Genomic DNA, 25,270 nt, shown 5'->3' with positions numbered 1-25,270 from the left:
TCTAATCCGCGATTAGAAGTCCACTCCCATGGCAAAATGCAATACTGGTTTGCCTTTGAAGAAACCATTCATTTCCCAGCCCGTATCGAGGCGGAGGAAATAACCCAGCAGCATACTGCGTACACCAAAACCATAGCCTCCGGCAAAAGGACCAATGCCACCCGCTTTGATCCTTACGGTTACAGTAGGATCATTGGGATCATCGGGGTAAAGCTGTTGAGGACGCTCGAAATTCTTCAGGCCATCAAACAGGTCACCATTCCAGGCATTACCCAGGTCGAAGAATTGGACCAGCTGGAAGTTGCGCAGGAAGGCATTGTTGATTGGCCGGTTGATCAGCGTACTGAATATGGGGAACCGGAACTCACTGTTGAGGATCACATTGTTGTTACCATTCGTAAGGTTCTGTTTGAAGCCCCGCAGGTTAACAGCGGTTGACTGATAAGCATAATCATTAGAAGGATCGGGACGGGGTTCACTGTTGTATTTAGGGAACATCCAGCCATCTACACCACCCAGGTAATAGATCACCTTTTCATTGCCCCAGGAGAAATCGCCGGCTACACGACCAGCCCAAATGAAGTTGCGGTAGATGGGTTTGTAGATACGACCATCAAACCCAATGTTAAACATCATGCGGCCGGGTTTCACAAGACCTTCTTTAGGCTCATTCACCTGCGCATTGATATCCATATAGATCTTATAGCGGGCGCCATTCAGGATGTTCATGGCCTTTTGCAGCGTATTGTCATGCACCCATTCGATGCGCGATACGAAATAGGTTTGTTTATTGATATCCGGCGCTTTGAGCGTCACCGTATCAAACTGCGTTCCGCGCACGGTTACACGGTCCATACGGATACCGGCAGAGAAGCGGAGGCTGCGTACCTTATCAAGTGGCAGTTTGAGGATACCCTGGTACAGGTTGCTGTATGATTTGCCTTCATACACATTGATCACGTTGCCCGATTGATATTGTACACCACCGATCTCCGTTTTGCGGTAATACACCAATGAGTAATCTATCTTCTTTTTGAGGTAATCAATCCGGGCAAACCATTCGCCGCCACCATCAAACAATGACTGATTGACGGGCGTGAAAATAGTGGTGCCTTGATTGCCTACACTCACGCCGCCGCCGCCGCCACCGATCAGCGGAAGACGGATGGCGCCGGTAAAGCGAATGTCCTCAAACAGATCAAACACAGAAGCTTTCAACATACCATTGAAGGCGCCGCCGCTTTGCAACTGAATGGGAAGTGCCCCTGTATAGGGTTGGTAACGGGTTACCAATACATCGTTGTTAAAGCCGCCGGAGAAATTATCCATGGAGAATTTCAAGCGGTATGGAAACTGCTTCACCTTTTTGAGCACCGACTCTTTTTCCTCCACAGGTTCCTGGAATGGGTCTATAATAGTTGTAGCTGGTTTTTTAGTCGAATCTGCCTTTTCCGGTTCAAATCCTGTTTCGAAAGCGTCCCCCTTTCTTTTGACAGCCGTATCACCCGGAATGATCGTTTGCATATCGCGGCCTCCGGCCAGTTTGGCGTTGGCAATCGTTTTACGACGGTAGTCCGTAGGCTTGGGGTTTACATTGCGTCGTTGCAAAGCATTCTGGTCCACCTTCAGCCTGTACACCAGTTTCAGGTCGCCTTCCTGTCTTACTTCACTTATCTGGCCATTATCGCCGGCAGCTTTCGTTTCCACCAGCCCACTTTGATAATTGGTGATGGGGAATACGAAAGACGAGTCGTTTGTAACCGAATAGGCAAATACAGAATCCGGTGCCTGCTTGCCCCAGGTTTTCAGCGTGGAATCCAGTTCCTGGTCGCTGGGATTGCGCAGTACTTCATCACCTACTATGTACACACTGTCGAGCCCTGCTCTTTTGGTGGTAAAGAAGCCGGCGAAACGGTTGTTGATCCCCGTCTCATCACTGATGAAGGTGAAGTGCGAAGTATTGTATTGCAAAGGATAGCGGGCATTACCGTACTTCATGTGGCTGAGCTGCGTAATTTGCCGGAACTCACTTTTATTGTAAGTATCTGTCAGGAAGATATTGTACTTATTGGTAGCTACCCCTGTATCGCGGCCCAGTGCAGTGGCATTGGGGCGATTGGAAGAGAAGATGATACCCGTTTTATTAGGGAATGCTACAAAAGAAGCGTCCAGGTCGGCATAAGAATCATTCGTCACCTGCTCATACGTATCTTCCTGAATTTTGTAGATAAAGATATCCGGCTGGCCCTTGCGTACCGCACTCATTAAGATCGTATTGGAGTTGAGCATAAAGCTCGCACTCGTGATCTGCTCAAAGTGCGTGATCTCCTGTTTTACCGGTTTGTAATGTTTCAGCAGGTCATATACAAACAGCTGCACCTTGCCTTTCTCCCAATAGATACAGGCCAGGCGCGTGCCCTTCCCATCCCAGAACAACAGGGGATAGCTGGGGTTCACCTCGTTGTCGAAGGAGCGCACGCCATTTCTCAGCAATACCCTTCTGTCTACAAAGTTCTCATATAATACCACCTGGTTTTGTCCCTTTACGTACTCCACCACCGCATAGGTTTGGCTGCGGGGAGCCGGGTTGGGCGTAAACCGGATATAATCACGGTTATGGGTCACATCTTCTGTGAGGATCACATTGCCCTTGGGGGCATTGCGGCGACCTGTTATGTCTTTGTAATATTTCTCCGACATCTGTTCCATGAAATCCTTCAGCACATCCTTGAACTTCTTTTTACAAATGCGCTGCGAAGCACTGTTGAGGTTGCGGTACACACGGGCGAGGTACAGGAAATAAGTGACGTTCTCTTTCTTATACTTCTCCGCTATATAGTACCAGAAAGCATGACCAGCCAGCAAGGGCTTTTCAAAGGCAAACTGGTAAAAATTCTTGTATTCGGCCGACATCAGCGTCGATTTCAACTGATCGTCCAGCGTGGTATTCCAGTCTTCCGCCACATAATCTACATAACCATCTACCAGCCACTTGGGCAGGTCGAGCAAAGCCTGGTTGGCAGCAATCTCACCCAGATCATCCCCAAACAGGATATTGTCTACCAATATCTTGGCAATTCCCTGGCGCACCTGCCTGCGCAGATCCGCATGGTCCCCATTGAAGTAAACGATCATTTTATTGTTGACCAGCTTGGTGATGCCACCCGTGGTTTGCCAATCGAGGTTGAGCCCGATGTTGGATTGCTCCAGCTCATTGAAGTTGTTGTAAATAATGATATTGGCCCGGCGTTGCAGCCCGTATTCTACAAATTGCTCAATAGCCGGTAATTCTTCCTCCGCAATCTGGAGTACGTAGTTGGCAATGGTTTTGCCATTTTCGTAGAAGTAAGTGTTGAAATTGGTGGATTGGTAGTATTCCCATTTGAATTTTCGATACTGAACCCGGTTTTTACCAAACTCTACTGTATTCACCTGGGCACTCACATCCATGTGCAAAAGCAGTACGGAAAGCAGGAAACCAAAAAGTACTTTTGTAAATGGCTTAATCTGTTGAAATTGCATAGCCTGTCATTAATGTTTTAAAGTTAAAACAAACCCTGTTACCGGGTAAAAAAAAATCAATTGGCCTAAATCAGTTACCCTATATGCTTACAGTAAAACAATTTCCCTTCAGTCCTCTCCAGGAAAATACCTATGTAATTTATAATGAACAGGACGAATGTTGCATAATCGATCCCGGTTGTTACTTTGGCAATGAACGCAATGAATTAAAAGAATTCATTGAGGAAACCGGCCTTACCCCTAAATATTTGTTAAATACCCATTGTCACCTCGATCATATATTCGGTAACAAATTTGTTCACGATACCTGGGGGTTAACCTTACACCTGCACGAAAAAGAAAAAGTAGTACTCGACTTTGGCCCTACGTTCGGGTTAAATTGGGGGTTGCCCTTCGATAATTATAAAGGCGACCTCATCTATTTACGTGAAGGTGATACCGTTCGGTTGGGTGAAGATAGGTTCATTATCCTGTTTACACCGGGTCATTCTCCCGGCCATATCAGTTTTTATTGTCCCGAACAGCATTTTATCGTGAGTGGGGATGTTTTGTTCCGCCGCGGCATCGGCCGCACCGACCTTCCCGGGGGCGATTTCGATACCCTGGCCCGCAGCATCCGGGAGCAGCTGTATACCCTGCCCGACGAAACCCTCGTGTACAATGGCCACGGACCCGAAACCACGATTGGCGAGGAGAAGAGGCAAAACCCTTTTGTGAGGGGGTGAATTGAGAAGTTATTGAATAGCTAAATACATGGATAAATATTTGTCAAATTGGCATATTTTCGGTAGCTTACTTGTATATGATAAATGATAACAAGTGGATATTGGCGGCGTGTTTCCCTGCGGGTGCTTCTGCCTGCTTAAAAGGGGCTAATCACGCTTTTACCTACAAAAACGCCTTTTCACTTTACTTCAAGTTTACTTCCGGTTTACTTTAAGTTTATGTTCAGTTTACGTGAACCCCGGCTAAACTATGGCAAATCTATCTTAGATCTGCGGCTGGTCTACGGGTATACTCCCTTCATTTTACTATTTCGACTGGTGACAAAAAGTCATATCCTCAGTTAAAGTATTTGCCGATAAAGGGCAGCTTCTGCATTTCCTTTTTCTCCACTTTCACGATCAGCCAGGTAAACAGGCCAAAAAAGACCAGGGAGGAACCGTAATACACCAGGTAAGATATGCCCGTCCAATCCTTATCTTTTTTAGGCAGGTGGGAGGCAATGAGGTATTCATGAATAATATAGAAAAGTGATACGATCACCAGGTAGGTGATGAGCTTTTTGCGGGCATAGGGGATGGGATAATATTTTTGGCCCTGTTGGTAGCTGATCACCATCATAAATGCATAACACAGGAAGGTGGCCCAGGCAGCGCCGTTGTAATGAAAACGGGGAATGAGGGCAATATTCAGCACGATGGTAATGATGGCCCCGCCAATCGTGACCCAGGCGCCCGTCATATTGCGGTTGGTGAGCTTGTACCAGATCGACAGGTTGTAATAAATGCCCAGGAAAATACTGGCCATGGAAAGAATAGGCACCACGTGGATGGCTTGCGCGTATTCCGGATGTTTGGCAGCGATCAATCCTTTCCAGAACTGCAGGTTTAAGGAAATGATCAGGAACATGAAACAACAGGCGATCACAAACAATTTCATGATCCGGGCATACATTTTCTGCGCCCCGTCATTTCTCGACTGGTTGAAGAAAAAAGGCTCCGCCGCCATGCGGAAGATCTGTATAAAAATGGTGATCAGTACTGCCAGCTTGTAATTGGCCCCAAATACCCCCAGCTCAAACTCAGCCTGCCCTGCATATTGTTCCACCAGCACCTTCCGGTAGATCACCCGGCTCAGCATTTCATTGATCATACCGCCAAAGCCCACAATGATCAGGGGATAGGAGTAATGCATCACTTCTTTCCACAGCCCTTTATCAAACTGAAATTTAAACGACCTGAACTCCTTGTACAGCAACAGCAGGGTAACGGCGCTGGCTATCAGGTTGGCAATAATGAAGTACCCGATGCCGATGCGCGGATTGTACAGCAGCGCCAGGAAGGAATTGGCGCCCGAATCGTGCGCCGGCTTGGCTACATAATAAAAGAATAAAATGATGAGGATATTGAGCAGGATGGAGAAAACATTGACAAAAGCATACATGCGGGGACGCTCCTCCAGCCGCAACTTGGCCAGGGGAATGGTGTACAGCGTATCAAAAAACACGATCCAGATCATCCAGGTCACGAACTCCGGATGGCTGTCCATTTCAATAAAATGGGTGAGCGGACCTTTGAAAATGAACAATAAAAGGGTCAGCAGGATGGTGGTAAACCAGATCGACAGGTTGAGCGTATTAAATAATTTTTGCCGGTTATGGGTTTGCGCGAAACGAAAGAAGCTTGTTTCGAGTCCATATGTAAAGAGAACCGTCAAAAAAGGGATCACCGCATAGATCTGTGTGTAGGGATAGGATCCGTTGGGGTCAAACAAGCGAAAACCCAGCAGGCTTACGCCAAAGTTGAGGAACCTGCTGACGATTCGGGGAATGCCATACCAGACTGTTTGACCTGCTAATTTCTTAATGCTCAACTAAAGATGGATTTAGATTTTGTGTTCCAAAATTAAGGGTTAGCGCCACAAACTGATCGTTAAACCTCATAATGGAGCCGCTTTTGTTGACGGACCGGTAACTTTTTTGATGCACATGCGACCTATAAATAGTATAACGCCGGGTTTTAGCGTTTATGCTTTAAGGAATATATCTAATAACAAATAAACAACAATGAAGAGAATTTTACCCCTGCTGATCCTCCTGGTATCAGCCATGGTCAGCACCCAAGCCAACGCTCAGGTGGTCGCTACAGAAGGCAAAGTAGAGCATACGAAGGGCGATAAGATAGCCGCCGTCATTGAATTGCCTTACCCTGTAGATGAAGTAGAAGCTGCCATTGCCGAGCATTTTTCCAAAAAAGGCGGCAAAAGCGATAAAAGCAAGGGATTTGATATCTACCGCAATATGAAACTCAGTGATGAGGAAGTGGAGATGAATGACCTGCATTTTAAAGTAGAGCGCAAAAGCCGTAAGGAAAAAGATATTACCGTCGTATACCTCCTGGTAGGACGGCCCAGTGAAAACGTGGGTGTACGTTCTGGCGTAGACCGGCACAAGATCAATGAGGCCAAAGCATTCCTCAACCAACTTACCCCCTCCGTAGAATCCCACCACCTGGCTGTACAGATACAGGCCCAGGAAGAAGTAATGAAGAAAGCTACCAAAAAGAACCTGTCGCTTATTGATGAAGGAAGAGAATTGGAGGAAAAGATAAAAGCCCTCCAGCTGAAACTCGAGCAAAATAAGATCGACCAGCAAAAACAATCAGAAGAACTTACCCGCCAGCAAGGCGTACTCGATGCGATGAAGGCAAGGCAAAAGAGTTAGAAAATAGCTACGAGCGGTGAGCTTCGAGCTTTTATTCGCGGCAGCAGTTGCGGGTCTCAGCTTGTGCCTCGAAGCTTTTTTTAAGTTCAGGAAAGTATAGCTGGCATTGGAAGAAGGCTCGCATCTTTGCTGCGTAAAATGTATTTGCTCGCAGCTCACAGCTCGTGGCTCGCAGCTTTCTTCTTCGTAAACTCCGCACACTCCAACCTCAGGTCATCTGCGAATAATGCTACATTGACGAGGTTACAATAATGTTGATCCCTCCTGTTGCCGCTATAGTAACTACAATTAAAACACATGCGCTGCGTAGATACCACACCTGCCTGGTTGAGGCGATAGATCAGGTCAAACAGGGCATGGATCAGATGACCTTTCTGCTCCGGCAACAAACCATTCACGGCTTCATCCATCGGGCCTGTATAATTTTCAGTGGCCAGCGCCAGTTCCTCTCCTTTGGGCGTCAATGAAAGAATAAAACTGCGGGAGTCCTTCGCATCCGTGAGTCGTTGTACCAATGCCTTTTGTTCAAGCGCTTTTATAGAATCGGAGATCGTGGCCTTGGTCACATTGAATTCCCTGGCCATATTGGCCGCCTTACGATGTTGAGGATCGGGGTGGAACCTGATGAAGAGCAGTAACTGCAGCTGCGTGGAGCTCAGTCCATGACTTTGCGCCTGGGCCTGGGTCAATACACGGAATGCTTCCGAGATCTTTCCCAGGGAGGCGGTGATCTTACTGTTGCTGTTAATCAGATGCTGTTCAGGGTTAAATGACGACATAAGCGATAAGGTGTAGCCGGTTTTTGACGGGTAACCGGTTAAAATTCCCCGGTACGGACATAAGGATACGCCAACAATGTAACCGTGAGTACGATGGCCTTGAACCAGGCCTGGTGCATAGCTTCCACTTCTTCCGGAGCATGCCCTTTATTGGCCAGCAGTGGCTTGATGGTAGCGGTAATAGGATATATGAATGCGATAATATAGCGATAATGGACAATAGGGGCAGCCTCTATTTCATCAGTCTTGTTCTTTTTAATACTGTGATGACGCAGGGCAATCTCGTGCTGATAATTCAGCCAGGCTTGATCAAAAGGCCGCAGGCAAACGTCTTTTACCCATTGTATAAAACGTTTCCGAACGGCTGTAAGATATTCCAGATTTGCCATATTATTCTTACTAAAATAAATTAGCAGGTGCGGATGACTGCCGATCAGTTCATACCAGATGTCCATGATAGCATCTGCCTGCTCTATCAGTACCCCTCCGGCCTTGCGCAGGTTCTCTTCATCGGTCGGTGAAAACAATACCGTGGCCTTCAGCAATTCCAGCTCCTTCAAAGTAATGGGCGAGGGTTTGGCTGTTTTACCATAATCATACCCCTTGACGTTTGTTTCTAAGCTCTCCATAGTTGCACAGTTTGAGTGATGATCTAATGAGGAATCCTTACTAAGGCTTCCTTAACGCAAGCACATCCCAGCCGGCAGATTACCGGTGAGACTTTGAGATACTTACGAAAACCACATAATCAAGGGATTAGCGGAAAGCAACTATTTTTATTAAAGGGGCATTAAAAAGAGCTGGCTTTGGAATTGCAGGAGTCCTCACCAATGCATTACCTTATCCGCCTACTATTCGTAACATCTCAAAAACCTTTTGCTATGCTGTCATCCCAACTGATCAAAACCTGGGCATGGGCTGCACTGCCCGCCCTGCTCTTGCTGGCATGCGAACCCGCCCCCAAACCCAATGTGCCGGACACACCTGCCGGGCAGGATTCTTTATTTACCAAATACCAGTTGGATAAGATCAAATTGCCGCCAGGTTTCCACATTTCCATATATGCCGTTGTACCCAATGCACGCAGCCTTTGCCGGGGCAGCAACGGAGTATTATTTGTAGGCAATAAGGACGATAAAAATGTATATGCTGTTACTGATACCGATAAAAATGGCAAGGCCGATAGCGTGTACACCATTGCAACCGGTCTTACCATGCCCAATGGCGTGGCCTTTCGCAATGGAAGTCTGTATGTGGCTGAGATGAGCCGCATACTGCGGTTCGATAGCATTGAAAACCGGCTCTCCAATCCGCCCGCTCCTGTAGTAGTGTATGATAAATATCCCGACAAGGCCCACCATGGCTGGAAGTTCATTGCTTTTGGGCCTGATGGCAAACTCTATATACCCGTGGGCGCACCCTGTAACGTATGTGAAGAGAAAGACCCTGTATTTGCTTCCATTACCCGCATGAACCCCGATGGTACGGGTATGGAGATCTTTGCCAAAGGCATTCGCAATACCGTGGGTTTTGCCTGGCATCCCGATACCAAAGAACTTTGGTTTACTGAGAATGGCCGTGATAACCTGGGTGAGGATGTGCCGGAAGATGAACTCAATGTAGCACCCAAAAAAGATATGCATTTCGGCTTCCCTTACTGTCACCAGGGTGATATCCTGGATCCTGAGTTTGGCAAAGGGAAAAACTGCGCCGACTATACGCCGCCTGTTCAGAAAATGGGCCCGCATGTGGCGGCGCTGGGCATGCGCTTTTATACCGGCAGCATGTTTCCCGCTGAATACAAGAACCGGATATTCATTGCCCAGCACGGAAGCTGGAACAGGAAGATACCGGCTGGTTACCGGGTAATGATGGTCACCCTCGAAGGAAACAAAGCCGTGAAGTTTGAGCCTTTTGCTACAGGCTGGCTGCCGGGGACAGATGAAAAAGACGTGATCGGTCGTCCGGTGGATGTGGAAGTAGCTGCCGATGGAGCTTTACTGATCAGTGATGATAAACAGGGAGCAATTTACAGAGTAACGTATGCAAAGTGAGTTGAGGCGAAGAGTAGGTGCTAAAGGCTAACTGCTAACCGCTAAAAGCTAATTCTTATTCTTCTTCTCCTTCCACTTTATTCAACCCCAGTTTGTCGATGGCGATCGCAGCGGCGATCTGGCTGGCGTCTTTTTTATTGTAGGCTTTGCCTTCGGCCAGCAGGGCGCCATCAACTACCGCGCCGATGGTGAAGAGTCGGCGGCCGCCTTCGATGCGTTCATCGAGGGTTTCAAATTCGAGGTTCTTGCCATTCTTATTGGCCCAGCCGTATAATTTATTCTTGTGGTTGATCTCCAGTGCTTCCAGGTCCTCCATGTAGAGGTGGGGGATGATGATGCATTCCAGCACCCATTTCTTGGTCTTTACAAATCCCTTGTCGAGGTAGATGGCGCCTACCACCGCTTCCAGCGTATTGCCGAAGATCTGGCTCATCTTAAGGGAATTGTCAAACTTATTGTAGAAGGTGATCTTCTTCAGGCCCATCTTGATGGCAATTTCATTGAGCTTATTGCGGTTTACCATCTTACTCCGCATCTCCGTGAGAAAGCCTTCTTCTTTATAGGGATATTTCTTGAACAGGAAATCGGCTACAATGCCGCTCAGGATGGCATCCCCCAGGTATTCAAGCCGCTCATTGTTCTCATCGGCACTGTCACGAACAGAGCGATGCGTCAATGCGGCCTGGTACAAAGCAGTTTTGCCGGGTACAAAACCCAGCACATTTCGAAGATTCTTCTTGAAAGCAAGATTGCTTCCCTTGCCAATAAATCGGTCCAGGATTCCCACGATAGTCAAGCTACAATTTTTTCATTAAGCCAAAAAATCAATATAGGTATAGGGCTTATGCTTTGGTACTAAGATACCAAACAACGAACAAGGTTAGTGAAAAATTATGCAGCGTGCTTTTTAGTACTTCTTTACGATTACGCAGGCATTGTGCCCGCCAAAGCCAAATGTGTTACTTAGGGCAGCCCGCACAACTCTTTTTTGCGGTTTTTCAAAGGTGAAATTGAGACGTGGATCTAATTCGGGATCGTCTGTGAAGTGGTTGATCGTAGGAGGAACCATATCATGCTGAACAGCCATGATACAGGCTATGGCTTCTATCACCCCGGCTGCACCCAGGCAGTGACCGGTCATGGATTTGGTAGAACTGATATTGATATTGAATGCGTGTTCCCCAAAAACATCGGTAATCGCCTTTACCTCGGCAATATCACCCAGTGGGGTAGAGGTGCCGTGGGTATTGATGTAGTCAATGTCTTCGGGTTTCATACCGGCATCATCAAGGGCAGATAACATCACATTTTTAGCGCCCAGTCCTTCCGGATGGGGAGCTGTTACGTGGTGTGCATCGGCTGTAGCACCGGCGCCGGCAATTTCACAGTAGATCTTGGCGCCGCGTGCAAGGGCATGCTCCAGGTCTTCGAGAATGATAGCACCAGATGCCTCACCCATAATAAAACCATCGCGGTCTTTGTCGTAAGGGCGGCTGGCTGTTTTGGGATCGTCATTGCGCTCACTCATCGCCTTCATGGCATTGAATCCACCAACGCCGGCTTCGCTGATCACCGCTTCAGAACCGCCAGTCAGTACAACGTCGGCTTTGTTGAGGCGTATCAGGTTAAAAGCTTCCATAATAGCATTAGTAGAAGAGGCGCAGGCGCTTACCACGGCAAAGTTGGGACCTCTGAAACCGTGTCGCATGGAGATATGACCCGCTGCTATGTCCAGGATCATCTTGGGAATGAAGAAAGGATTGAACCGGGGAGTACCATCACCCTTGGCGAAGTTGATCACTTCTTCCTGAAAGGTGATGAGACCACCGATACCACTGGCGAAAACGACCCCTACACGATCAGGATTTACCGCTCCACCACCTATGCCGGAATCGGCTACCGCCTGATCGCTGGAACCAAGGGCTATCTGGGTGAAACGGTCAAGCTTCCGGGCTTCCTTTTTATCGAGGTATTGTAACGGATCAAACCCCTTTAGCTCACAGGCAAAGCGGGTTTTGAATTTCGACGCATCAAATAATGTAATGAAGTCTGCACCGGATACGCCACCAATCAGGCCATTCCAATATTCTTGCAAGCTGTTACCAATAGGAGTTAATGCGCCAATACCTGTTACAACAACGCGTTTTAAATGCATAGGATTCTTGCCGGAAGTTTATTAAGTAACAAATCCGCCTTCGGGGCGTACACCAGCTATCGAAGGGCGGATTTAATTTATTACACCTGAACGAATGTCCAGATTACTTAGCATGCTCTTCTAAATAAGCGATAGCCTGACCAACAGTAGTGATGGTTTCAGCTTGCTCATCGGGAATGGAAATATTGAATTCTTTTTCAAATTCCATGATCAGTTCTACGGTGTCCAGTGAATCGGCACCTAAATCATTGGTGAAAGAAGCCTCATTGGTAACCTCTGCTTCTTCAACACCTAACTTATCAACAATGATCTTTTTAACTCTGGTTGCAATGTCTGACATTTTTGTAAAGTTTAGTTACGGCTGCAAAAATATAGATTTTGGCATAATGACAATAAATCACTGGTTTTTAATTATGGTGCAGATATTTTTTAGTTTCAATGAATTGTAGTACTATCCGCCATGCATTTCCGGCAAATCCAATGCCGCGGGTGCTGTTATAGGTTTAATTTTTAATATATGACCCCCGCAGTTAAAGGGTAAATCCTTATATTGCAGGAACCGAAACATTTCACAAATTCCCTCGCATGGCTCTAAAAATCATCGATCACGGCACAAAAGAATACCACCAAATGGTTCAGTTGAGGAATGATATCCTCCGCAAACCGCTTGGACTTAGTTTTTCTCCCGAAGAACTGGAAAAGGAAAAAGAAGAAATACTGATCGGTGCATTTGAAGAAGAAAAGATGCTGGGCTGCTGTATGCTTATTACCGTCGATCCTGCTACCGTTCGGTTACGCCAGATGGCGGTATTGAACAATGTACAGGGAAAGGGTATCGGCCGGGCCCTGATGCAATTTGCGGAAAATATTGCCCGCGACATGGGCTACCGCAAAATGACCATGCATGCCCGTCAAACCGCCACCGGCTTCTACGAAAAACTGGGCTACCAGGTCAGTAGCGACCTGTTTGAAGAAGTTTCCATACCACATTATATAATGGAGAAGACGTTGTGAGTCGGCAATCGGCAATCGGCAGTCGTGAATCGGCAATCGGCAGTAATTCCTCTTGGTCCTTGTCACGCTGTCAATTTCTCAACTTGTCACTCCGCCTCCATTCATCCGGAACGTCAGTGCCGCAAAATCCTGTACCGATAATTGTTCTGCCCGCTTATTGAAGAGCTCGTCTTGCAGCACATCCGCAGGGAACAGGCTTTTCACCGCATTGCGCAGGGTCTTCCGCCGTTGGTTGAAGGCTGCTTTTACCAGCACAAAGAGTGCCCGCTCGCTTTTCATGGCCACCGGCTGTGCCAGGGGGTGTAAACGAATGACTGCACTTTTCACCTTGGGCGGCGGGTTGAATGCTTTTTCGTCTACTTCAAACAGGTATTCCACTTTAAAGAAAGCCTGTATCAATACGCTGGTCACACCATATACTTTGGAGCCTTCCTTCGCGGCTACGCGCTGGGCTACTTCTTTCTGAAACATGCCGGTCATCGATTCCAACTGCTCTTTCCAGTCGAGCATTTTAAATAGTATCTGCGAAGAGATATTGTAGGGAAAATTGCCCACCACCGTAAACCTGCCTTCAAAAGGAGCGGCAATGTCCAGGATGCTCTGGTGAATGATCCTGCCTTCCAGCACGGGATATTCCTGTAAGAGCCAGGCTACTTTTTCGTCATCCAGCTCCACACACTTCAAGTTAACACCGGCCAGGGTGATCAGGTATTTCGTGAGCGCTCCGCCACCCGGACCTACTTCCAGCAATTGCTGAAAAGGGTGCTCCCGCAGGGCCTCCACGATCTTACGGCTGATGTTCTCATCTTTTAAAAAATGCTGTCCCAGCGACTTTTTGAGTGTGTACATGCAGCAAAGGTAAGTGGTAATTTCTTCGTACTTTAGTCGCCAGAATTAAGAAATATGAGTGCACCGCAACAAAAACCGGTAATAGGCATCACAATTGGCGATCTGAATGGCATCGGAACGGAGTTGATCATTAAAACCTTCTCCGACCATCGGATACTGGAACTGTGTACCCCTGTCATCTTTGCTTCCAATAAGGTCATCAACTTTTACCGTAAAGGCTCACCTGATCTTAACTTCAATTACCAAAGTATTAAGGAGTTGAACCGCATCACACCCAAGCAGGTGAATATCTTCAACTGCTGGGAAGAAGAAGTGGGCATCACCCCCGGTGTACTCACCGATATGGCCGGTAAATATGCCGTAAAATCGCTGGCCATGGCCGTGCAGGCACTGAAAGAAAATAAGATACAGGGCCTGGTAACAGCCCCCATCCATAAGAAGAATACCCAGTCGGCTGAATTCAATTTCACCGGCCATACTCCTTACCTCAAGCATGTATATGGTGTACAGGATGTAGTGATGTTGATGGTAGCCAGCAACCTCAAGGTTGCCCTGGTTACTGAACATGTACCGTTGAGGGAAGCCGCCCAGCACATCACCCGTGAGCGTATTGTGTCCAAGCTCAATATCCTCAACCAGTCACTCATCAAAGATTTTGGCATCGATAAGCCTAAGATCGCAGTACTGGGATTGAATCCCCATGCCGGCGACGAAGGATTGATAGGCAAGGAAGAAGATGAGATCATTAAGCCGGCCATTAAAGATGCCAAGCGTTCCATGCTGGTGATGGGACCTTATAGCGCTGATGCTTTCTTTGCCCGTCACCATTATACCAGGTTTGATGCGGTGCTGGCTATGTACCACGATCAGGGCCTGATCCCCTTCAAATCGCTGGCCCTGGGCGAAGGCGTGAATTATACCGCCGGCCTGCCGGGTGTCCGCACGTCTCCCGACCACGGTACTGCTTTTGATATTGCCGGTAAAAATAAAGCCGATCATTCCTCTTTCCTCACGGCTATCTACGAATGCATTGACATTATCAATCAACGGAGTGGCTATGCTGAAAACCGCAGAAACCCCTTGAAGAAAATGACTTCCGTGATTCTGGCCAATGTCGTAGACGAAGCCTTAGAGATACCGGAAACAGACGAATAGCATTCCTACTTAAAGAAGCTATCCGCAATGCCTTTATTAACCGTATAGTTGGTGTAGGTAATTTCTAATTTCCCCTTCTGGTCTTTCCCGGGGGCAGCAGCTGCTGCTGGTTTTTCGCCGGTATCATAATCGAATGCCAGTCCTTTGGGTAGTTTATAATCTTTGGTATTGAAGCTGAATACTACTTTGTCGGGCAATCCCCAGTTGGCAAACTGCCCATAACTCATTTCCATTTCATAGGTGCCATTGCTCCTGGTGGTCATAATGGCTTTGCGCACCAGTGATTGCTTCTCATCGATGTACAGCGTGGCCACTACGATATCACTCTTTTCATCGAGCGGCAATAGTTTTACAATACGTGTATCGGTACCTGCTACTTTGCCATTGCCGGCCGGCACAGCAGTATAATTATCGTTGGCAAATAGACCACCCAGGTTTACATTGGCGCCCCCCTTGGGTACAATGGCAATGCCATCCTGCTTTTTGATCTTGAATTTATCGGGGTTCTTGTAATAGATCACCACTTTGGATTCCGGGATCTTCATAAAAGACACATCGGTTTTCATGATCCCGTCGGCCTGGTAATCTTTCACCGTGGCCAGTTTGTCTTTTACTTTTTTGATCAGTGCATCCGCTTCCTGGCTTGTACAATACAGTGCGGAAAGGAGGCAAATACTGAGGATGGACAATGCTTTAATAAAAGTGTGCATAGACTGCAAAGTTAAGGATAGGTTGATAAGTTGACAGGTTGAAAAGTTAATAAGGATTGAAAACTGGTGAAGGTAAAAAGACAACAGGTTGATAAAGGCGGATCATCCCCCTTATCAACCTGTTAACCAATCAAACTGTCAACCCTCTACAGGAAACTATCAGAATCCCGGTACGCCTTGATCAGGGCCACTTCTCCCTCTTTGCCCGGCTTCGAATTGCCGTGCTCCATGCCCAGGATGCCTTTGTAGCCCTTGCCATGAATATGCTTGAAGATGTTCTTGTAGTTCATTTCTCCCGTAGTAGGCTCTTTACGGCCGGGGTTGTCACCGATCTGTATATACCCGATCTCATCCCAGGACCTGTTGAGGTTGTTAATAATATCCCCTTCATTGCGCTGCATATGGTACATATCGAAGAGGAACTTACAACTGGGGCTGCCCACGGCCTGACAGATCATATAGGTTTGATCGGAATGGCGCAGGAACAGGTCGGGGTTATCGCTCAGGGCTTCCAGTACCATTACCAGGCCATGGGGCTCGAGGATGGCGCTGGCCTTGCGCAAGGCGCTGATCACATTGGCAGTCTGGTATTCGAAGGAAAGGCTTCTTTCATAATTGCCCGGTACTACCGTCATCCATTTGGCGCCACAGCGTTTGGCTACTTCCACGGCTTCCTTACAATCTTTGATCATTCTATCGATCCATTCCTGCTTGCCCGAAGCGAGTGAGGTTTTCCAATGCCAGTTATCGGAGGTAATAACAAAAACACCCATGCGCATGCCGAGTGATGCCAGGGTATCGCCGATCTTCTTTTGCATCTCTACAGGCCGGCCCATCATGCCATTGTCTTCGATAGACCGGAAGCCCATGCTATGGGCAAATTTTATCTGATCAATAAAGTCAGCACCCCCGCTGTTCTTAAACATGCCATCATGAAAGGCATAATCAAGGTTAAATGTTTTTTCAGCATTCGTTAGGGTATCTCCCTTTTCATCCGACATACCAAGTGCTACAGCAGAGGTGGCCAGGGAGGCGCCGGTGAACAGGGAATTACGCATAAATTGTCGACGTTTCATGTTCTGAGTGTTTGGATAAATTTAACATCAATATGCTGTAGCATGACAGTAGCGAGGAAATTTATTTTTATGCAATCGATTTCTCTACCTGAATGATATGGTTTGGGAGGGACCTATAAATTATTTGCTTATCTTTCGACCACCTAAACTTATTAAGTGTGAAACGACTGGTGTTATTCTTTTATGGGGCTGCTGCAGTAAGTGTAGCCCAGGCACAGCAAGCAACGAACTTTGAACCCTACGAAACAACGATCCCCGGTTCGGCTATATCTTTTAAAATGCTGCCCGTTCCCGCAGGGAAATTCCTGATGGGCAGCGCTGAAAAGGATGCAGGCAAAAAGCCCGATGAGACGCCACAGCGCAACGTAAATGTCTCCGCCTTCTGGATGGGCCGGTACGAAGTTACGTATGATGAATTCCTGTTGTTCTTCAATGATGAAAGCACCAGCCGCAATTCGGAAGTAGATGTGGTAACAAGACCTACGCCACAATACATCGACCTGAGCTGGGGCATGGGCAAGCAGGGCGGATTTCCGGTAAACAGTATGTCACAGCGCACAGCCCTTATGTATTGCCGGTGGCTGTATAAAAAAACAGGTGTATTCTACCGCCTGCCTACAGAAGCAGAGTGGGAGTATGCCTGCCGGGCTGGCACCAATACCGTTTATTATTTCGGGAATGATGCCAAACTGCTGAAGGATTATGGCTGGTTTAGCGTCAATAGTAAGAACAAGTACCAGAAAGTGGGGCAAAAGAAACCCAATGCCTGGGGGTTTTATGATATGATCGGTAATGTAGCGGAGTGGACCCTCGATCATTACGAGGAGAAATACTTTACAACGATTGCTGATGGCGCTACCGACCCTTCTTTCAGCACAGAGGATACGTACCCGAAGACCGTGCGTGGCGGTGGATACCTCGATAAGCCAGAGGCTTTGCGCAGCGCCAGTCGTGGTAAATCAGATCCCTCCTGGAACAAACGTGATCCGCAGATACCCAAAAGCAAATGGTGGCTCACAGATGGGATGCAGGTAGGTTTCCGCCTGGTACGCCCCTTGAAGGCGCCAACAGCTGAAGAGGCAGACGCCTTTTATAAAAAATACCTCGGTAATTAGATTGCTCCATTATATAAATTAACAACCATGCGTAAAGATGCATCCAACCATTCTTCCCGGCGTGATTTTGTGAAACAGTCCTCGCTGATTGCCGGCGGATTGATCGCCGCCCCTCTCTTTTCCAAAGCCAATTATTTTTCAGGCGCTGATGACGTTATTAAAGTAGCCCTCATCGGCTGTGGCGGCCGGGGTACCGGCGCTGCTATGCAGGCCCTGCTTACCAAGCAAAATGTAAAGCTGGTAGCCATGGCCGATGCCTTCAGCGACCGCCTGGAAAGATGCTATAAATCATTGACCGCCGATTCCAAATCGGGCGATAAGACGGTGAAGGACCGCGTGGATGTGCCTGCAGAAAGGCGTTTTGTAGGTTTTGATGGCTACCTGAAAGCCATTCCCCTGGCCGATGTGGTGATCCTGGCCACGCCTCCCGGTTTCAGGCCCATTCACTTCGAAGAAGCGGTAAAGCAGAACAAACATATTTTCATGGAAAAGCCGGTGGCTACTGATCCTGCCGGTGTACAAAAAGTACTGGCTGCGGCAGAACAGGCCAAAGCTAAAAAGCTGAATGTAGTAGTGGGTTTACAACGCCATTACCAGAACAGCTATCGTGAACTGTTTAAAAAGAAAAACCTCATTGGCGATATCACTTCCGCACAAGCGTGGTGGAACAACGACGGTGTGTGGGTAAACAAACGCCAGCCTGGTCAAACGGAAATGGAATACCAGATGCGTAACTGGTATTATTTCGTATGGCTTTGCGGCGATCATATTGCGGAACAACATATCCACAATATTGATGTGATCAACTGGTTCAAAGGCGGCTATCCTGTAAAAGCACAGGGCATGGGCGGCCGCCAGGTGCGTAAAGGAAAAGAGTATGGTGAAATATTTGACCACCACTATGTAGAATTCCACTACGCCGATGGTTCCATCCTCAACAGTCAGTGCCGTCATATTCCCGGCACCATGAGTAAGGTAGATGAACTGTTGGTGGGCACCAAGGGCATTATCCAGACAGGGGCGGCCAATATTGTGAGCAGCAAGGGCAAAGTATTGTACCAGTACGACACGAAACTGGAGAACAATCCTTACCAAACAGAGCATGATGAACTATTCGCAGCCATTGCCAAAGGCGAATACAAATTTGCCGATGCTGAGAATGGCGCCAAAAGCACCATGACCTCTATCCTCGGTCGTATGGCCACCTATACGGGACAGGTGATAGAGTGGGACAAGGCCATTAATTCGGGCATTGACCTCCATCCCAAGCAATATGATTTTGCGGCTACACCGCCCGTATTGCCTGATGCAGATGGATTCTACCCGGTAGCGACACCCGGCGTAACCAAATACGGTTTCTAATCGTATTCACTTAATACAAGGCGGCCCTGCTTCTATAGCGGGGCTGCCTTTTTTAATGGGATAGTAGTCAGATGGTTGAATGGCGCATAAATTTTATATAATGTTAAAGTGACATTATTTTAATCCCCGTTTCCGGCTTTGGAGTATATAATTCAGTTATCTTTAGCGCAACCTTTAAAACTAAACAACTTACGACCTTGGCCGTATTGAGCTATTATATAGCCCTACCCTTTTTGTATTTCCTATCTGTGCTGCCTTTTCGCGCACTGTACCTGTTATCAGATGTCTTTTGCTTTGTTTTGTACCATGTGATCGGCTACCGGAAAAAGGTGGTTTTTGACAACCTGCGCAACTCTTTCCCTGAAAAAAGCGACTCCGAGATCAAAGCCATCCGCAAACATTTCTACCGTTACTTCTGTGATCTTTTCCTGGAAACATTCAAAACACTGACAATCAGTAGTGATTCCATGCTAAAACATTGTAGTATGGAACCAGCGGCAGAGGCCTTGTTCAATGGGTTTGCCGCCGAGAATAAAAGTATTGTGATCGTGATGGGTCATTACGGCAACTGGGAATGGGCGGGCAATACGTTCAGCCTCAGGTGCAAGCACCAGTTGTATGTGATCTATCATCCACTGGCCAATCAGCATTTTAACAGGTTGACTATAAAAATGCGCACGCGGTTTGGTACTAAGCTCATTGCCATGAAAGATACGTTCAGGGAAATGGTGCAAAACAGGGGACATTTATCCGCTACTGCTTTCATCGCCGATCAAACACCATCACCTGACAGAGCTTATTGGATGAACTTTCTGAACCAGGATACACCTGTTTTTCCAGGTACAGAGAAGATCTCTCAGAAAATGAATTATCCGATCGTTTATGTATCGATCAAAAAAATAAAACGGGGCTATTATACGTTAACCGCTGACACTTTAATGATGCCGCCTTATAATAACATCCGCGAGGGTGAAATTACTGAAGCACACACCAAAAGACTGGAAGCAGATATCATCAATAACCCGGAAACCTGGCTGTGGACACACCGCCGGTGGAAGCATAAGCGACCAAACATTTAGTTAAAATTCTTTAAAGCAACACCAAATATGAATATGAGGTCCGGGAAAGAGCTGATATTGGCTACCAAGCCTTTTGCCAAAGAGATCAGGAGTAAAAGTTGGTTCCATACGCTTACAACACTTGGGGTCACCATCCTGGCCCTGGCCGGAACAGTTTTATTGCCCTGGCTCGGTGCAAGAATAGCCTCCAGCCTGCTGGCCGGATTGCTGCTGGTGCGCATGTTTGTGATCTACCACGACCACCAGCACCATACCATCTTACACAAATCGAAGCTGGCCGAAGCCATCATGACCGTTTTCGGTATCTATATGCTGGCTCCTACCAGTATCTGGAAACGCTCGCACGACCATCACCATAAGCATAATTCCAAATTATTCAGCGCCAGCATCGGTTCCTTTCCCATTGCCACTAAGCAGAAATACCAGAATATGTCGGCCGGAGAAAGGATCGGCTACCTCGCTATCCGCCATCCGCTCACGATCGGGCTGGGTTATTTCACCATGTTCCTGCTGGGTATGTGTGTAGGCTCTTTTGTGAGCAGTCCGCGTAAGCACTTCGACGCCTTGCTCGCATTGGTATTGCATGTTGCCGCCGCCACCTGTATTTTTATTTTCCTCGGCTGGCAGGCCTGGCTCCTGCTGTTCTTTGTGCCCTTCCTGATCGCTTTTGCGCTTGGTTCTTATTTATTCTATGCGCAGCATAATTTTCCCGGTGTTACCTTTTGCTGCAATACCGAATGGGCGTATGATAAAGCTGCGCTCGAATCATCCAGCTATATGACCATGAGCCCTGTGATGCATTGGTTCACCGCTAATATCGGCTACCACCATATTCACCACCTCAATGCCAAAATACCTTTCTATCGCCTGCCTGAGGTGATGGCGCACTTCCCCGAATTGCAGGTAGCCAAAACGACCTCGCTGCATCCCCGGGATATCATTGCCTGCCTGCGCCTGAAAGTGTGGGACCAGGACAAAAGCGAAATGGTGAGCTTAAAAGGCATTACTGTAACCCGGAGAAAGCGCAAACTGGTTACGGCTTAATATCTACGGTTTACTACTTACTACGATAAAATATCTTTCTTTTTGAACAGGTAGATGGCAATGCCTACGAACCCTGCTATGTGGAGCAGCAGCACGCCTGCTGATTTGAATACACTGCCATAATTGATGGGATTATCGAAGAACCCTTTCCAGCCCAGCATATGGGAGGTAAAGAGGTAGGGCTTCATTAAATTAAAGAAGGGCAGGTCCATGGTGGTGAGGATGGTAAATACTATTACAATACTCATGGTAGCCACGATGGGTCCGATGGAATTTTCTGCAAAGAGTGATAAGAAGAAGGAGAGTGCCGCTACGGTAGTCATGGCAATGGCGGCAAATCCAAAAGCCGCAAAGTAGCGCCACATCACATCGGCCTGTTTGAGCTGAATGATCTCCGAACTTTTAAAGACCATCAGGTCGCCCACGCCAAATACCACCATCGACAGGAACAGGGAAAGGAAGGCCATCCACACCAGCAGCATCAGGGTATAGATCACACTGGCAATAAACTTGGACAACATCAATGAGCTGCGGCTGATGGGCTTACTGGCCAGCAGGCGGAGGGTACCCATATTGGCTTCGCCGGCGATCATATCTCCCCCGATCAGGGCGATCAGTAAAGGCACGTGGATCAATAAGGTTTGTAGGATAAAATAACATACAAAGTATCCATTGGCAATCTTGCCGTCAATGGCAAAGTCGGACCGGATGGATTGTAAGAGCAGGTCGAGGTAGGTATCGGCATCAACAAACAGCGCCAGCTGGATGAGCAACACGATAGCGGCAATGGCTACAAATGAGATGTAGGTACGCGGCCGCTTGAATATCTTAAAGAGTTCAATTTGTAAAAGTGTCCACATGTCGGTTGGCTGTTGTTAAGGCCAGGAAATAAGCTTCCAGGGAGTGTTGAGGCTGCAGGGCGGTAATGGCTGCACCCATATTGACCAGGTCGGCAGTAAGTGCGGGCACCTGCTGCTCATCCATCTGGAAAACTATATTGTTTTGCTCTTGTGTTTTGATCAGGTCTTTCCACTTGCTGTGCTGCAATTGTACGGCTACCTCCGCTGTATTGGCAAAGCTCACCTGGATCAACATGCTGGACGGATCGAACAATTCTTTCACACTGCCCTCTGCAATCTTCTTTCCCTTGTCGATAATGATCATCCGGTTGGCTGTCATTTCTATTTCATACAGGAGGTGTGATGAAATAAGGATGGTTTTTCCCTGTTGCTTACTAAGCTGTAAGATCAGGTTGCGTATATCGGCGATGCCCTGTGGGTCGAGACCATTAGTAGGTTCATCGAGGATGATCAGTTGCGGATCATGTACCAGGGCTACGGAAATGCCAAGGCGCTGCTTCATGCCCTGCGAGAAGGTCTTTACTTTACTTTGTGCCCGTTCCTGCAATCCTACCTGCTCCAGCTGCGCCATCAGTTGCTGCTTGTTGGCCCTTATACCGCTCATGCGTGCAAAGAGGGAGAGGCATTCATAGGCGGTAAGGTATTTATACAGATCGGGCCGTTCGATCACGGCGCCTATTTGTCTTAATATGTCCTTGCGGTGCTTTTTAAGGTCCATGCCAAACAGCTCAATATGACCGTTAGTAGGTTCTATCAACGTGAGCAACATGCGAATAGTGGTGGATTTACCAGCGCCATTCTGGCCCAGGAAGCCATATATATCGCCCTGGTTCACGGTAAATGAGATATCATCGACCGCTTTTAATTCTTTGTAGTATTTGCTGAGGTGATTAACCTGTATGATGACCGACATATGGTAATTACGTTACAAATTACAACTCAAATTGTTAGGAAACAGTAAAAATATAATAGGATCAGGCAGGTAGGCGAAAGTCCCTATTCTGGAAAAAAAATATTCCAAATACTTGCATAATCCGTCGTGGCGCTTTACTTTTGCTCCATCATCCCACACATCCTCTGAGATTTCCGTTACCTGCAAGACCACACGAATTACCATCTTGCACCAATTTCCAACCATCTTTTAGTTTAAGTCTGTTTGATGTTTAACCTGTAATGGTTATTACCTATAGTATCTTCCAATAGCTATGTGTAAGCTCGGAGTGGAATCTATTCCCTCATTCGTATGTCCCTTTGCAACTCATTCTCCTTCCTTTGAATGCCCCGATGAATTTCATTCATCCGTGTATCAAGATTGATTTCTAAACTCTGAAACTTACATCAATGAAACGGAATTTTACACTCCTTATGGTATCCGCATGGGTACTCCTCTCTTCTCTCGGGGCAAATGCTCAGGTAAATGAAAAGTTTAACTCACGCTCAGGCGTATCTCTTTCCCAGGTAAAAGGTCATCTTCAACAACATTGCTGGGTTATTAACGATTTCAATGTGAATGATGGCTGGACGCCCGGCATCGAAGGTGATGGCGCCATGGTTTCTTCCAACACTACTGCTTCTAATTCTACTACACAATCTACCGGTATCTATACCCAGGTATTGGACATTCCTGGTGAAGTAAAGGTTTCTTTCCGTTACAAATTAGAAACGGCCCTGGCAGCGGGTTCTACCCGGTGGATCAAGATCTATTTAGCAACTGCTGATCTGATCAATGCCGGTCCTGCTATGGCTACCATTACTATGAACAGCAGCACGGTTGCTGGTCAGGAATATACTTTTAGTCAAAAATTCGGACCCGTAGGTTCAGGCCCTTACCGGGTGTTCCTCCAATACGGCGGCACTAATGGAAACACCAGGGTGGCCATTGATAGTCTTATTATAGATGCTCCGCTTTATTATCCGTCTGGTTGTAACTCAGCACCCGTTGCAGTTAATGATAACTTCAACGGTGCTGCCAACCACAACGCTTCGGGTGATGTAACGCTGAACGACAGTGATCCTGAGTTTGAGTCTTTCGACGCTTATCTTACGCAGCAGTCTGCACACGGTACAGTAGTTTTGAATACAGATGGTACTTTCACTTTCACACCTAATCCTGGTTTTGCCGGTACATCTACCACCTTTAAGTACAGGATCTGTGACTTTGGTTATATTCCCCAGTGTTCGCAGGAAGCCACTGTAACCCTCACTTTTGCTACTGCCGGTACACTGCCTGTAAGCCTGGTTGACTTTAAAGGTCTGTACAAAGATGAAGGTAATGTAGAGCTGAGCTGGACCACTAACTTCGAATCCAACAGCGACCGTTTTGAGGTAGAAAGAAGCTTTGATGGTTTGAAATGGGAAGTTGTTGGTACGATCAAGACGGGTGGTAACTCAACGGTGAAGAAAGATTATGACTTTGTCGATAAAGTAGGCCGTAACACAGTAGCGAGAAAAGACATCTACTACCGCCTGAAACAAGTGGACCTGGATGCAAGGACTGCACTGAGCAAGATATTGATCGTGCGTGTGTACAATACACGCTCCCTGAAAATGGTAAGTGTAAGTCCTAATCCTACCAAGAATGATATTGCCGTAACGGTTCAATTGAACGAGGATTCGTACATCGTGATGAAAGTGCTGAATGCAAGTGGTGCGGAAGTAATGCGCAAGAGTGCCAAAGCGGGTACTGGTTCTAACAGTTACCTGATCGATGGCAGCAGCAATCTGAAACCTGGCATGTATGTACTGGAAGTAACTATCAACAGCAAAGAACGTATGATCGTTAAGCTGATCAAAGAATAATTGGTTAGGTTTCAACAGAGGTAAGAAAGCATCCCCCCTGTCCTGCTAGTAATACGCTAAGGATTTGGGGGGACTTTTTTGTGAATACAGGAGAGAATACAGAATGTAGAATAAAGAATACAGGAGTCAGAATTCAGCATATAGAAGGCGGAAGTATAGAAAAGGAAGTAATGAGAAATTTATCAGGTCTTTCTTATAAACGCTCCTGAGGGGTGCGCCTACAGCGCACAAAAAAACGTTTCATACGTATGC

At 47.1% G+C, this 25,270-nt stretch carries 22 protein-coding genes; 10 read left to right on the top strand and 12 right to left on the bottom strand.

Annotated elements, in window-relative coordinates:
- Window positions 1-12 precede the first annotated feature (12 nt).
- A complete protein-coding gene (locus tag D3H65_RS20500) occupies window positions 13-3,522 on the bottom strand; it encodes a BamA/TamA family outer membrane protein (RefSeq protein WP_119052102.1) in 3,510 nt (1,169 codons plus the stop codon).
- Between the two features lie 83 nt (window positions 3,523-3,605).
- Between D3H65_RS20500 and D3H65_RS20495 the strand changes: the two genes are divergently transcribed.
- Window positions 3,606-4,247 carry an MBL fold metallo-hydrolase gene (locus D3H65_RS20495; RefSeq protein WP_119052101.1) on the top strand — a complete coding sequence of 214 codons (642 nt, stop codon included), beginning with the start codon at window positions 3,606-3,608 and terminating at the stop codon, window positions 4,245-4,247.
- Window positions 4,248-4,584: 337 nt separating this feature from the next.
- On the opposite strand, the gene D3H65_RS20490 is transcribed toward D3H65_RS20495, so the two are convergent.
- Complete coding sequence (locus D3H65_RS20490; RefSeq protein WP_119052100.1) at window positions 4,585-6,117, bottom strand: lipopolysaccharide biosynthesis protein; 1,533 nt, start codon at window positions 6,115-6,117, stop codon at window positions 4,585-4,587.
- Window positions 6,118-6,310: 193 nt separating this feature from the next.
- Between D3H65_RS20490 and D3H65_RS20485 the strand changes: the two genes are divergently transcribed.
- A complete protein-coding gene (locus tag D3H65_RS20485; protein WP_119052099.1) occupies window positions 6,311-6,967 on the top strand; it encodes a hypothetical protein in 657 nt (218 codons plus the stop codon).
- A 155-nt stretch (window positions 6,968-7,122) separates the two neighbouring features.
- Here the strand turns inward: D3H65_RS20485 and D3H65_RS20480 are convergent, their stop codons facing one another.
- Window positions 7,123-7,746 (bottom strand): MarR family winged helix-turn-helix transcriptional regulator, encoded by a 624-nt coding sequence (locus D3H65_RS20480; RefSeq protein ID WP_119052098.1) that lies wholly within the window; start codon window positions 7,744-7,746, stop codon window positions 7,123-7,125.
- Between the two features lie 38 nt (window positions 7,747-7,784).
- Window positions 7,785-8,375 (bottom strand): protoglobin domain-containing protein, encoded by a 591-nt coding sequence (locus D3H65_RS20475; RefSeq protein WP_119052097.1) that lies wholly within the window; start codon window positions 8,373-8,375, stop codon window positions 7,785-7,787.
- 252 nt (window positions 8,376-8,627) lie between these two features.
- Here D3H65_RS20475 and D3H65_RS20470 point away from each other — a divergent pair, with 252 nt between their 5' ends.
- Window positions 8,628-9,800, top strand: a complete 1,173-nt coding sequence (locus D3H65_RS20470) for a PQQ-dependent sugar dehydrogenase (RefSeq protein ID WP_119052096.1) — start codon at window positions 8,628-8,630, stop codon at window positions 9,798-9,800.
- Between the two features lie 55 nt (window positions 9,801-9,855).
- On the opposite strand, the gene D3H65_RS20465 is transcribed toward D3H65_RS20470, so the two are convergent.
- From D3H65_RS20465 to D3H65_RS20455, 3 genes are all read right to left on the bottom strand, one after another.
- A complete protein-coding gene (locus D3H65_RS20465; protein WP_245999768.1) occupies window positions 9,856-10,587 on the bottom strand; it encodes a ribonuclease III family protein in 732 nt (243 codons plus the stop codon).
- Window positions 10,588-10,707: 120 nt separating this feature from the next.
- Window positions 10,708-11,955 (bottom strand): beta-ketoacyl-ACP synthase II, encoded by a 1,248-nt coding sequence (gene fabF / locus D3H65_RS20460; protein WP_119052094.1) that lies wholly within the window; start codon window positions 11,953-11,955, stop codon window positions 10,708-10,710.
- Between the two features lie 103 nt (window positions 11,956-12,058).
- Window positions 12,059-12,295 (bottom strand): acyl carrier protein, encoded by a 237-nt coding sequence (locus D3H65_RS20455; RefSeq protein ID WP_038103191.1) that lies wholly within the window; start codon window positions 12,293-12,295, stop codon window positions 12,059-12,061.
- Window positions 12,296-12,540: 245 nt separating this feature from the next.
- Between D3H65_RS20455 and D3H65_RS20450 the strand changes: the two genes are divergently transcribed.
- Window positions 12,541-12,969 (top strand): GNAT family N-acetyltransferase, encoded by a 429-nt coding sequence (locus D3H65_RS20450; RefSeq protein WP_119052093.1) that lies wholly within the window; start codon window positions 12,541-12,543, stop codon window positions 12,967-12,969.
- A gap of 78 nt (window positions 12,970-13,047) precedes the next feature.
- Here D3H65_RS20450 and rsmA read toward each other — a convergent pair whose 3' ends face one another.
- Window positions 13,048-13,818: a 16S rRNA (adenine(1518)-N(6)/adenine(1519)-N(6))-dimethyltransferase RsmA gene (gene rsmA / locus D3H65_RS20445; RefSeq protein WP_119052092.1), complete on the bottom strand. Its 771-nt coding sequence runs from the start codon at window positions 13,816-13,818 to the stop codon at window positions 13,048-13,050.
- 54 nt (window positions 13,819-13,872) lie between these two features.
- Here rsmA and pdxA point away from each other — a divergent pair, with 54 nt between their 5' ends.
- The gene (pdxA, locus tag D3H65_RS20440; RefSeq protein ID WP_119052091.1) at window positions 13,873-14,973 is read left to right on the top strand and encodes a 4-hydroxythreonine-4-phosphate dehydrogenase PdxA; all 1,101 of its coding nucleotides are present in this window, start codon (window positions 13,873-13,875) and stop codon (window positions 14,971-14,973) included.
- Window positions 14,974-14,978: 5 nt separating this feature from the next.
- On the opposite strand, the gene D3H65_RS20435 is transcribed toward pdxA, so the two are convergent.
- On the bottom strand, window positions 14,979-15,683 hold the full coding sequence (locus tag D3H65_RS20435; RefSeq protein ID WP_119052090.1) for a LolA family protein: 705 nt from the start codon (window positions 15,681-15,683) through the stop codon (window positions 14,979-14,981).
- Window positions 15,684-15,829: 146 nt separating this feature from the next.
- Entirely contained in the window at window positions 15,830-16,759 is a 930-nt protein-coding gene (locus D3H65_RS20430) for a hydroxypyruvate isomerase family protein (protein WP_119052089.1), read from the bottom strand.
- A gap of 158 nt (window positions 16,760-16,917) precedes the next feature.
- On the opposite strand from D3H65_RS20430, the gene D3H65_RS20425 reads away from it, so the two are divergent.
- The 4 genes from D3H65_RS20425 to D3H65_RS20410 all read left to right on the top strand — a co-directional run bounded on the left by D3H65_RS20425 (window position 16,918) and on the right by D3H65_RS20410 (window position 21,359).
- The gene (locus D3H65_RS20425) at window positions 16,918-17,874 is read left to right on the top strand and encodes a formylglycine-generating enzyme family protein (protein ID WP_245999546.1); all 957 of its coding nucleotides are present in this window, start codon (window positions 16,918-16,920) and stop codon (window positions 17,872-17,874) included.
- 27 nt (window positions 17,875-17,901) lie between these two features.
- Window positions 17,902-19,236: a Gfo/Idh/MocA family protein gene (locus D3H65_RS20420; protein ID WP_119052087.1), complete on the top strand. Its 1,335-nt coding sequence runs from the start codon at window positions 17,902-17,904 to the stop codon at window positions 19,234-19,236.
- 197 nt (window positions 19,237-19,433) lie between these two features.
- Window positions 19,434-20,315, top strand: coding sequence for a lysophospholipid acyltransferase family protein (locus D3H65_RS20415; protein WP_119052086.1), 882 nt, complete (start codon window positions 19,434-19,436; stop codon window positions 20,313-20,315).
- 27 nt (window positions 20,316-20,342) lie between these two features.
- Window positions 20,343-21,359: a fatty acid desaturase family protein gene (locus D3H65_RS20410; protein WP_211345524.1), complete on the top strand. Its 1,017-nt coding sequence runs from the start codon at window positions 20,343-20,345 to the stop codon at window positions 21,357-21,359.
- Between the two features lie 20 nt (window positions 21,360-21,379).
- On the opposite strand, the gene D3H65_RS20405 is transcribed toward D3H65_RS20410, so the two are convergent.
- Both D3H65_RS20405 and D3H65_RS20400 read right to left on the bottom strand, forming a co-directional pair.
- Window positions 21,380-22,219: an ABC transporter permease gene (locus tag D3H65_RS20405; protein WP_119052085.1), complete on the bottom strand. Its 840-nt coding sequence runs from the start codon at window positions 22,217-22,219 to the stop codon at window positions 21,380-21,382.
- Window positions 22,197-23,132 (bottom strand): ABC transporter ATP-binding protein, encoded by a 936-nt coding sequence (locus D3H65_RS20400; RefSeq protein ID WP_119052084.1) that lies wholly within the window; start codon window positions 23,130-23,132, stop codon window positions 22,197-22,199. Before D3H65_RS20400 ends, D3H65_RS20405 begins: the two co-directional genes overlap by 23 nt.
- Window positions 23,133-23,560: 428 nt before the next feature.
- On the opposite strand from D3H65_RS20400, the gene D3H65_RS20390 reads away from it, so the two are divergent.
- Window positions 23,561-25,018: an Ig-like domain-containing protein gene (locus D3H65_RS20390; protein WP_119052082.1), complete on the top strand. Its 1,458-nt coding sequence runs from the start codon at window positions 23,561-23,563 to the stop codon at window positions 25,016-25,018.
- The last annotated feature ends 252 nt before the right edge of the window (window positions 25,019-25,270 follow it).

The sequence above is a fragment of the Paraflavitalea soli genome (genome assembly GCF_003555545.1).
Classification (GTDB): domain Bacteria; phylum Bacteroidota; class Bacteroidia; order Chitinophagales; family Chitinophagaceae; genus Paraflavitalea; species Paraflavitalea soli.
Note: the sequence above shows the minus strand (reverse complement) of the source record. Positions and strands in the feature narration are given on the sequence as shown.

Bases quoted from the DNA above. Each gene is read 5' to 3' on its own strand.
- D3H65_RS20500 (WP_119052102.1), bottom strand. From the start codon at position 3,522: ATGCAATTTCAACAGATTAAGCCATTTACAAAAGTACTTTTTGGTTTC.
- D3H65_RS20495 (WP_119052101.1), top strand. From the start codon at position 3,606: ATGCTTACAGTAAAACAATTTCCCTTCAGTCCTCTCCAGGAAAATACC.
- D3H65_RS20485 (WP_119052099.1), top strand. From the start codon at position 6,311: ATGAAGAGAATTTTACCCCTGCTGATCCTCCTGGTATCAGCCATGGTC.
- D3H65_RS20480 (WP_119052098.1), bottom strand. From the start codon at position 7,746: ATGTCGTCATTTAACCCTGAACAGCATCTGATTAACAGCAACAGTAAG.
- D3H65_RS20475 (WP_119052097.1), bottom strand. From the start codon at position 8,375: ATGGAGAGCTTAGAAACAAACGTCAAGGGGTATGATTATGGTAAAACA.
- D3H65_RS20470 (WP_119052096.1), top strand. From the start codon at position 8,628: ATGCTGTCATCCCAACTGATCAAAACCTGGGCATGGGCTGCACTGCCC.
- fabF (WP_119052094.1), bottom strand. From the start codon at position 11,955: ATGCATTTAAAACGCGTTGTTGTAACAGGTATTGGCGCATTAACTCCT.
- D3H65_RS20455 (WP_038103191.1), bottom strand. From the start codon at position 12,295: ATGTCAGACATTGCAACCAGAGTTAAAAAGATCATTGTTGATAAGTTA.
- D3H65_RS20450 (WP_119052093.1), top strand. From the start codon at position 12,541: ATGGCTCTAAAAATCATCGATCACGGCACAAAAGAATACCACCAAATG.
- rsmA (WP_119052092.1), bottom strand. From the start codon at position 13,818: ATGTACACACTCAAAAAGTCGCTGGGACAGCATTTTTTAAAAGATGAG.
- pdxA (WP_119052091.1), top strand. From the start codon at position 13,873: ATGAGTGCACCGCAACAAAAACCGGTAATAGGCATCACAATTGGCGAT.
- D3H65_RS20435 (WP_119052090.1), bottom strand. From the start codon at position 15,683: ATGCACACTTTTATTAAAGCATTGTCCATCCTCAGTATTTGCCTCCTT.
- D3H65_RS20430 (WP_119052089.1), bottom strand. From the start codon at position 16,759: ATGAAACGTCGACAATTTATGCGTAATTCCCTGTTCACCGGCGCCTCC.
- D3H65_RS20420 (WP_119052087.1), top strand. From the start codon at position 17,902: ATGCGTAAAGATGCATCCAACCATTCTTCCCGGCGTGATTTTGTGAAA.
- D3H65_RS20410 (WP_211345524.1), top strand. From the start codon at position 20,343: ATGAATATGAGGTCCGGGAAAGAGCTGATATTGGCTACCAAGCCTTTT.
- D3H65_RS20405 (WP_119052085.1), bottom strand. From the start codon at position 22,219: ATGTGGACACTTTTACAAATTGAACTCTTTAAGATATTCAAGCGGCCG.
- D3H65_RS20400 (WP_119052084.1), bottom strand. From the start codon at position 23,132: ATGTCGGTCATCATACAGGTTAATCACCTCAGCAAATACTACAAAGAA.
- D3H65_RS20390 (WP_119052082.1), top strand. From the start codon at position 23,561: ATGAAACGGAATTTTACACTCCTTATGGTATCCGCATGGGTACTCCTC.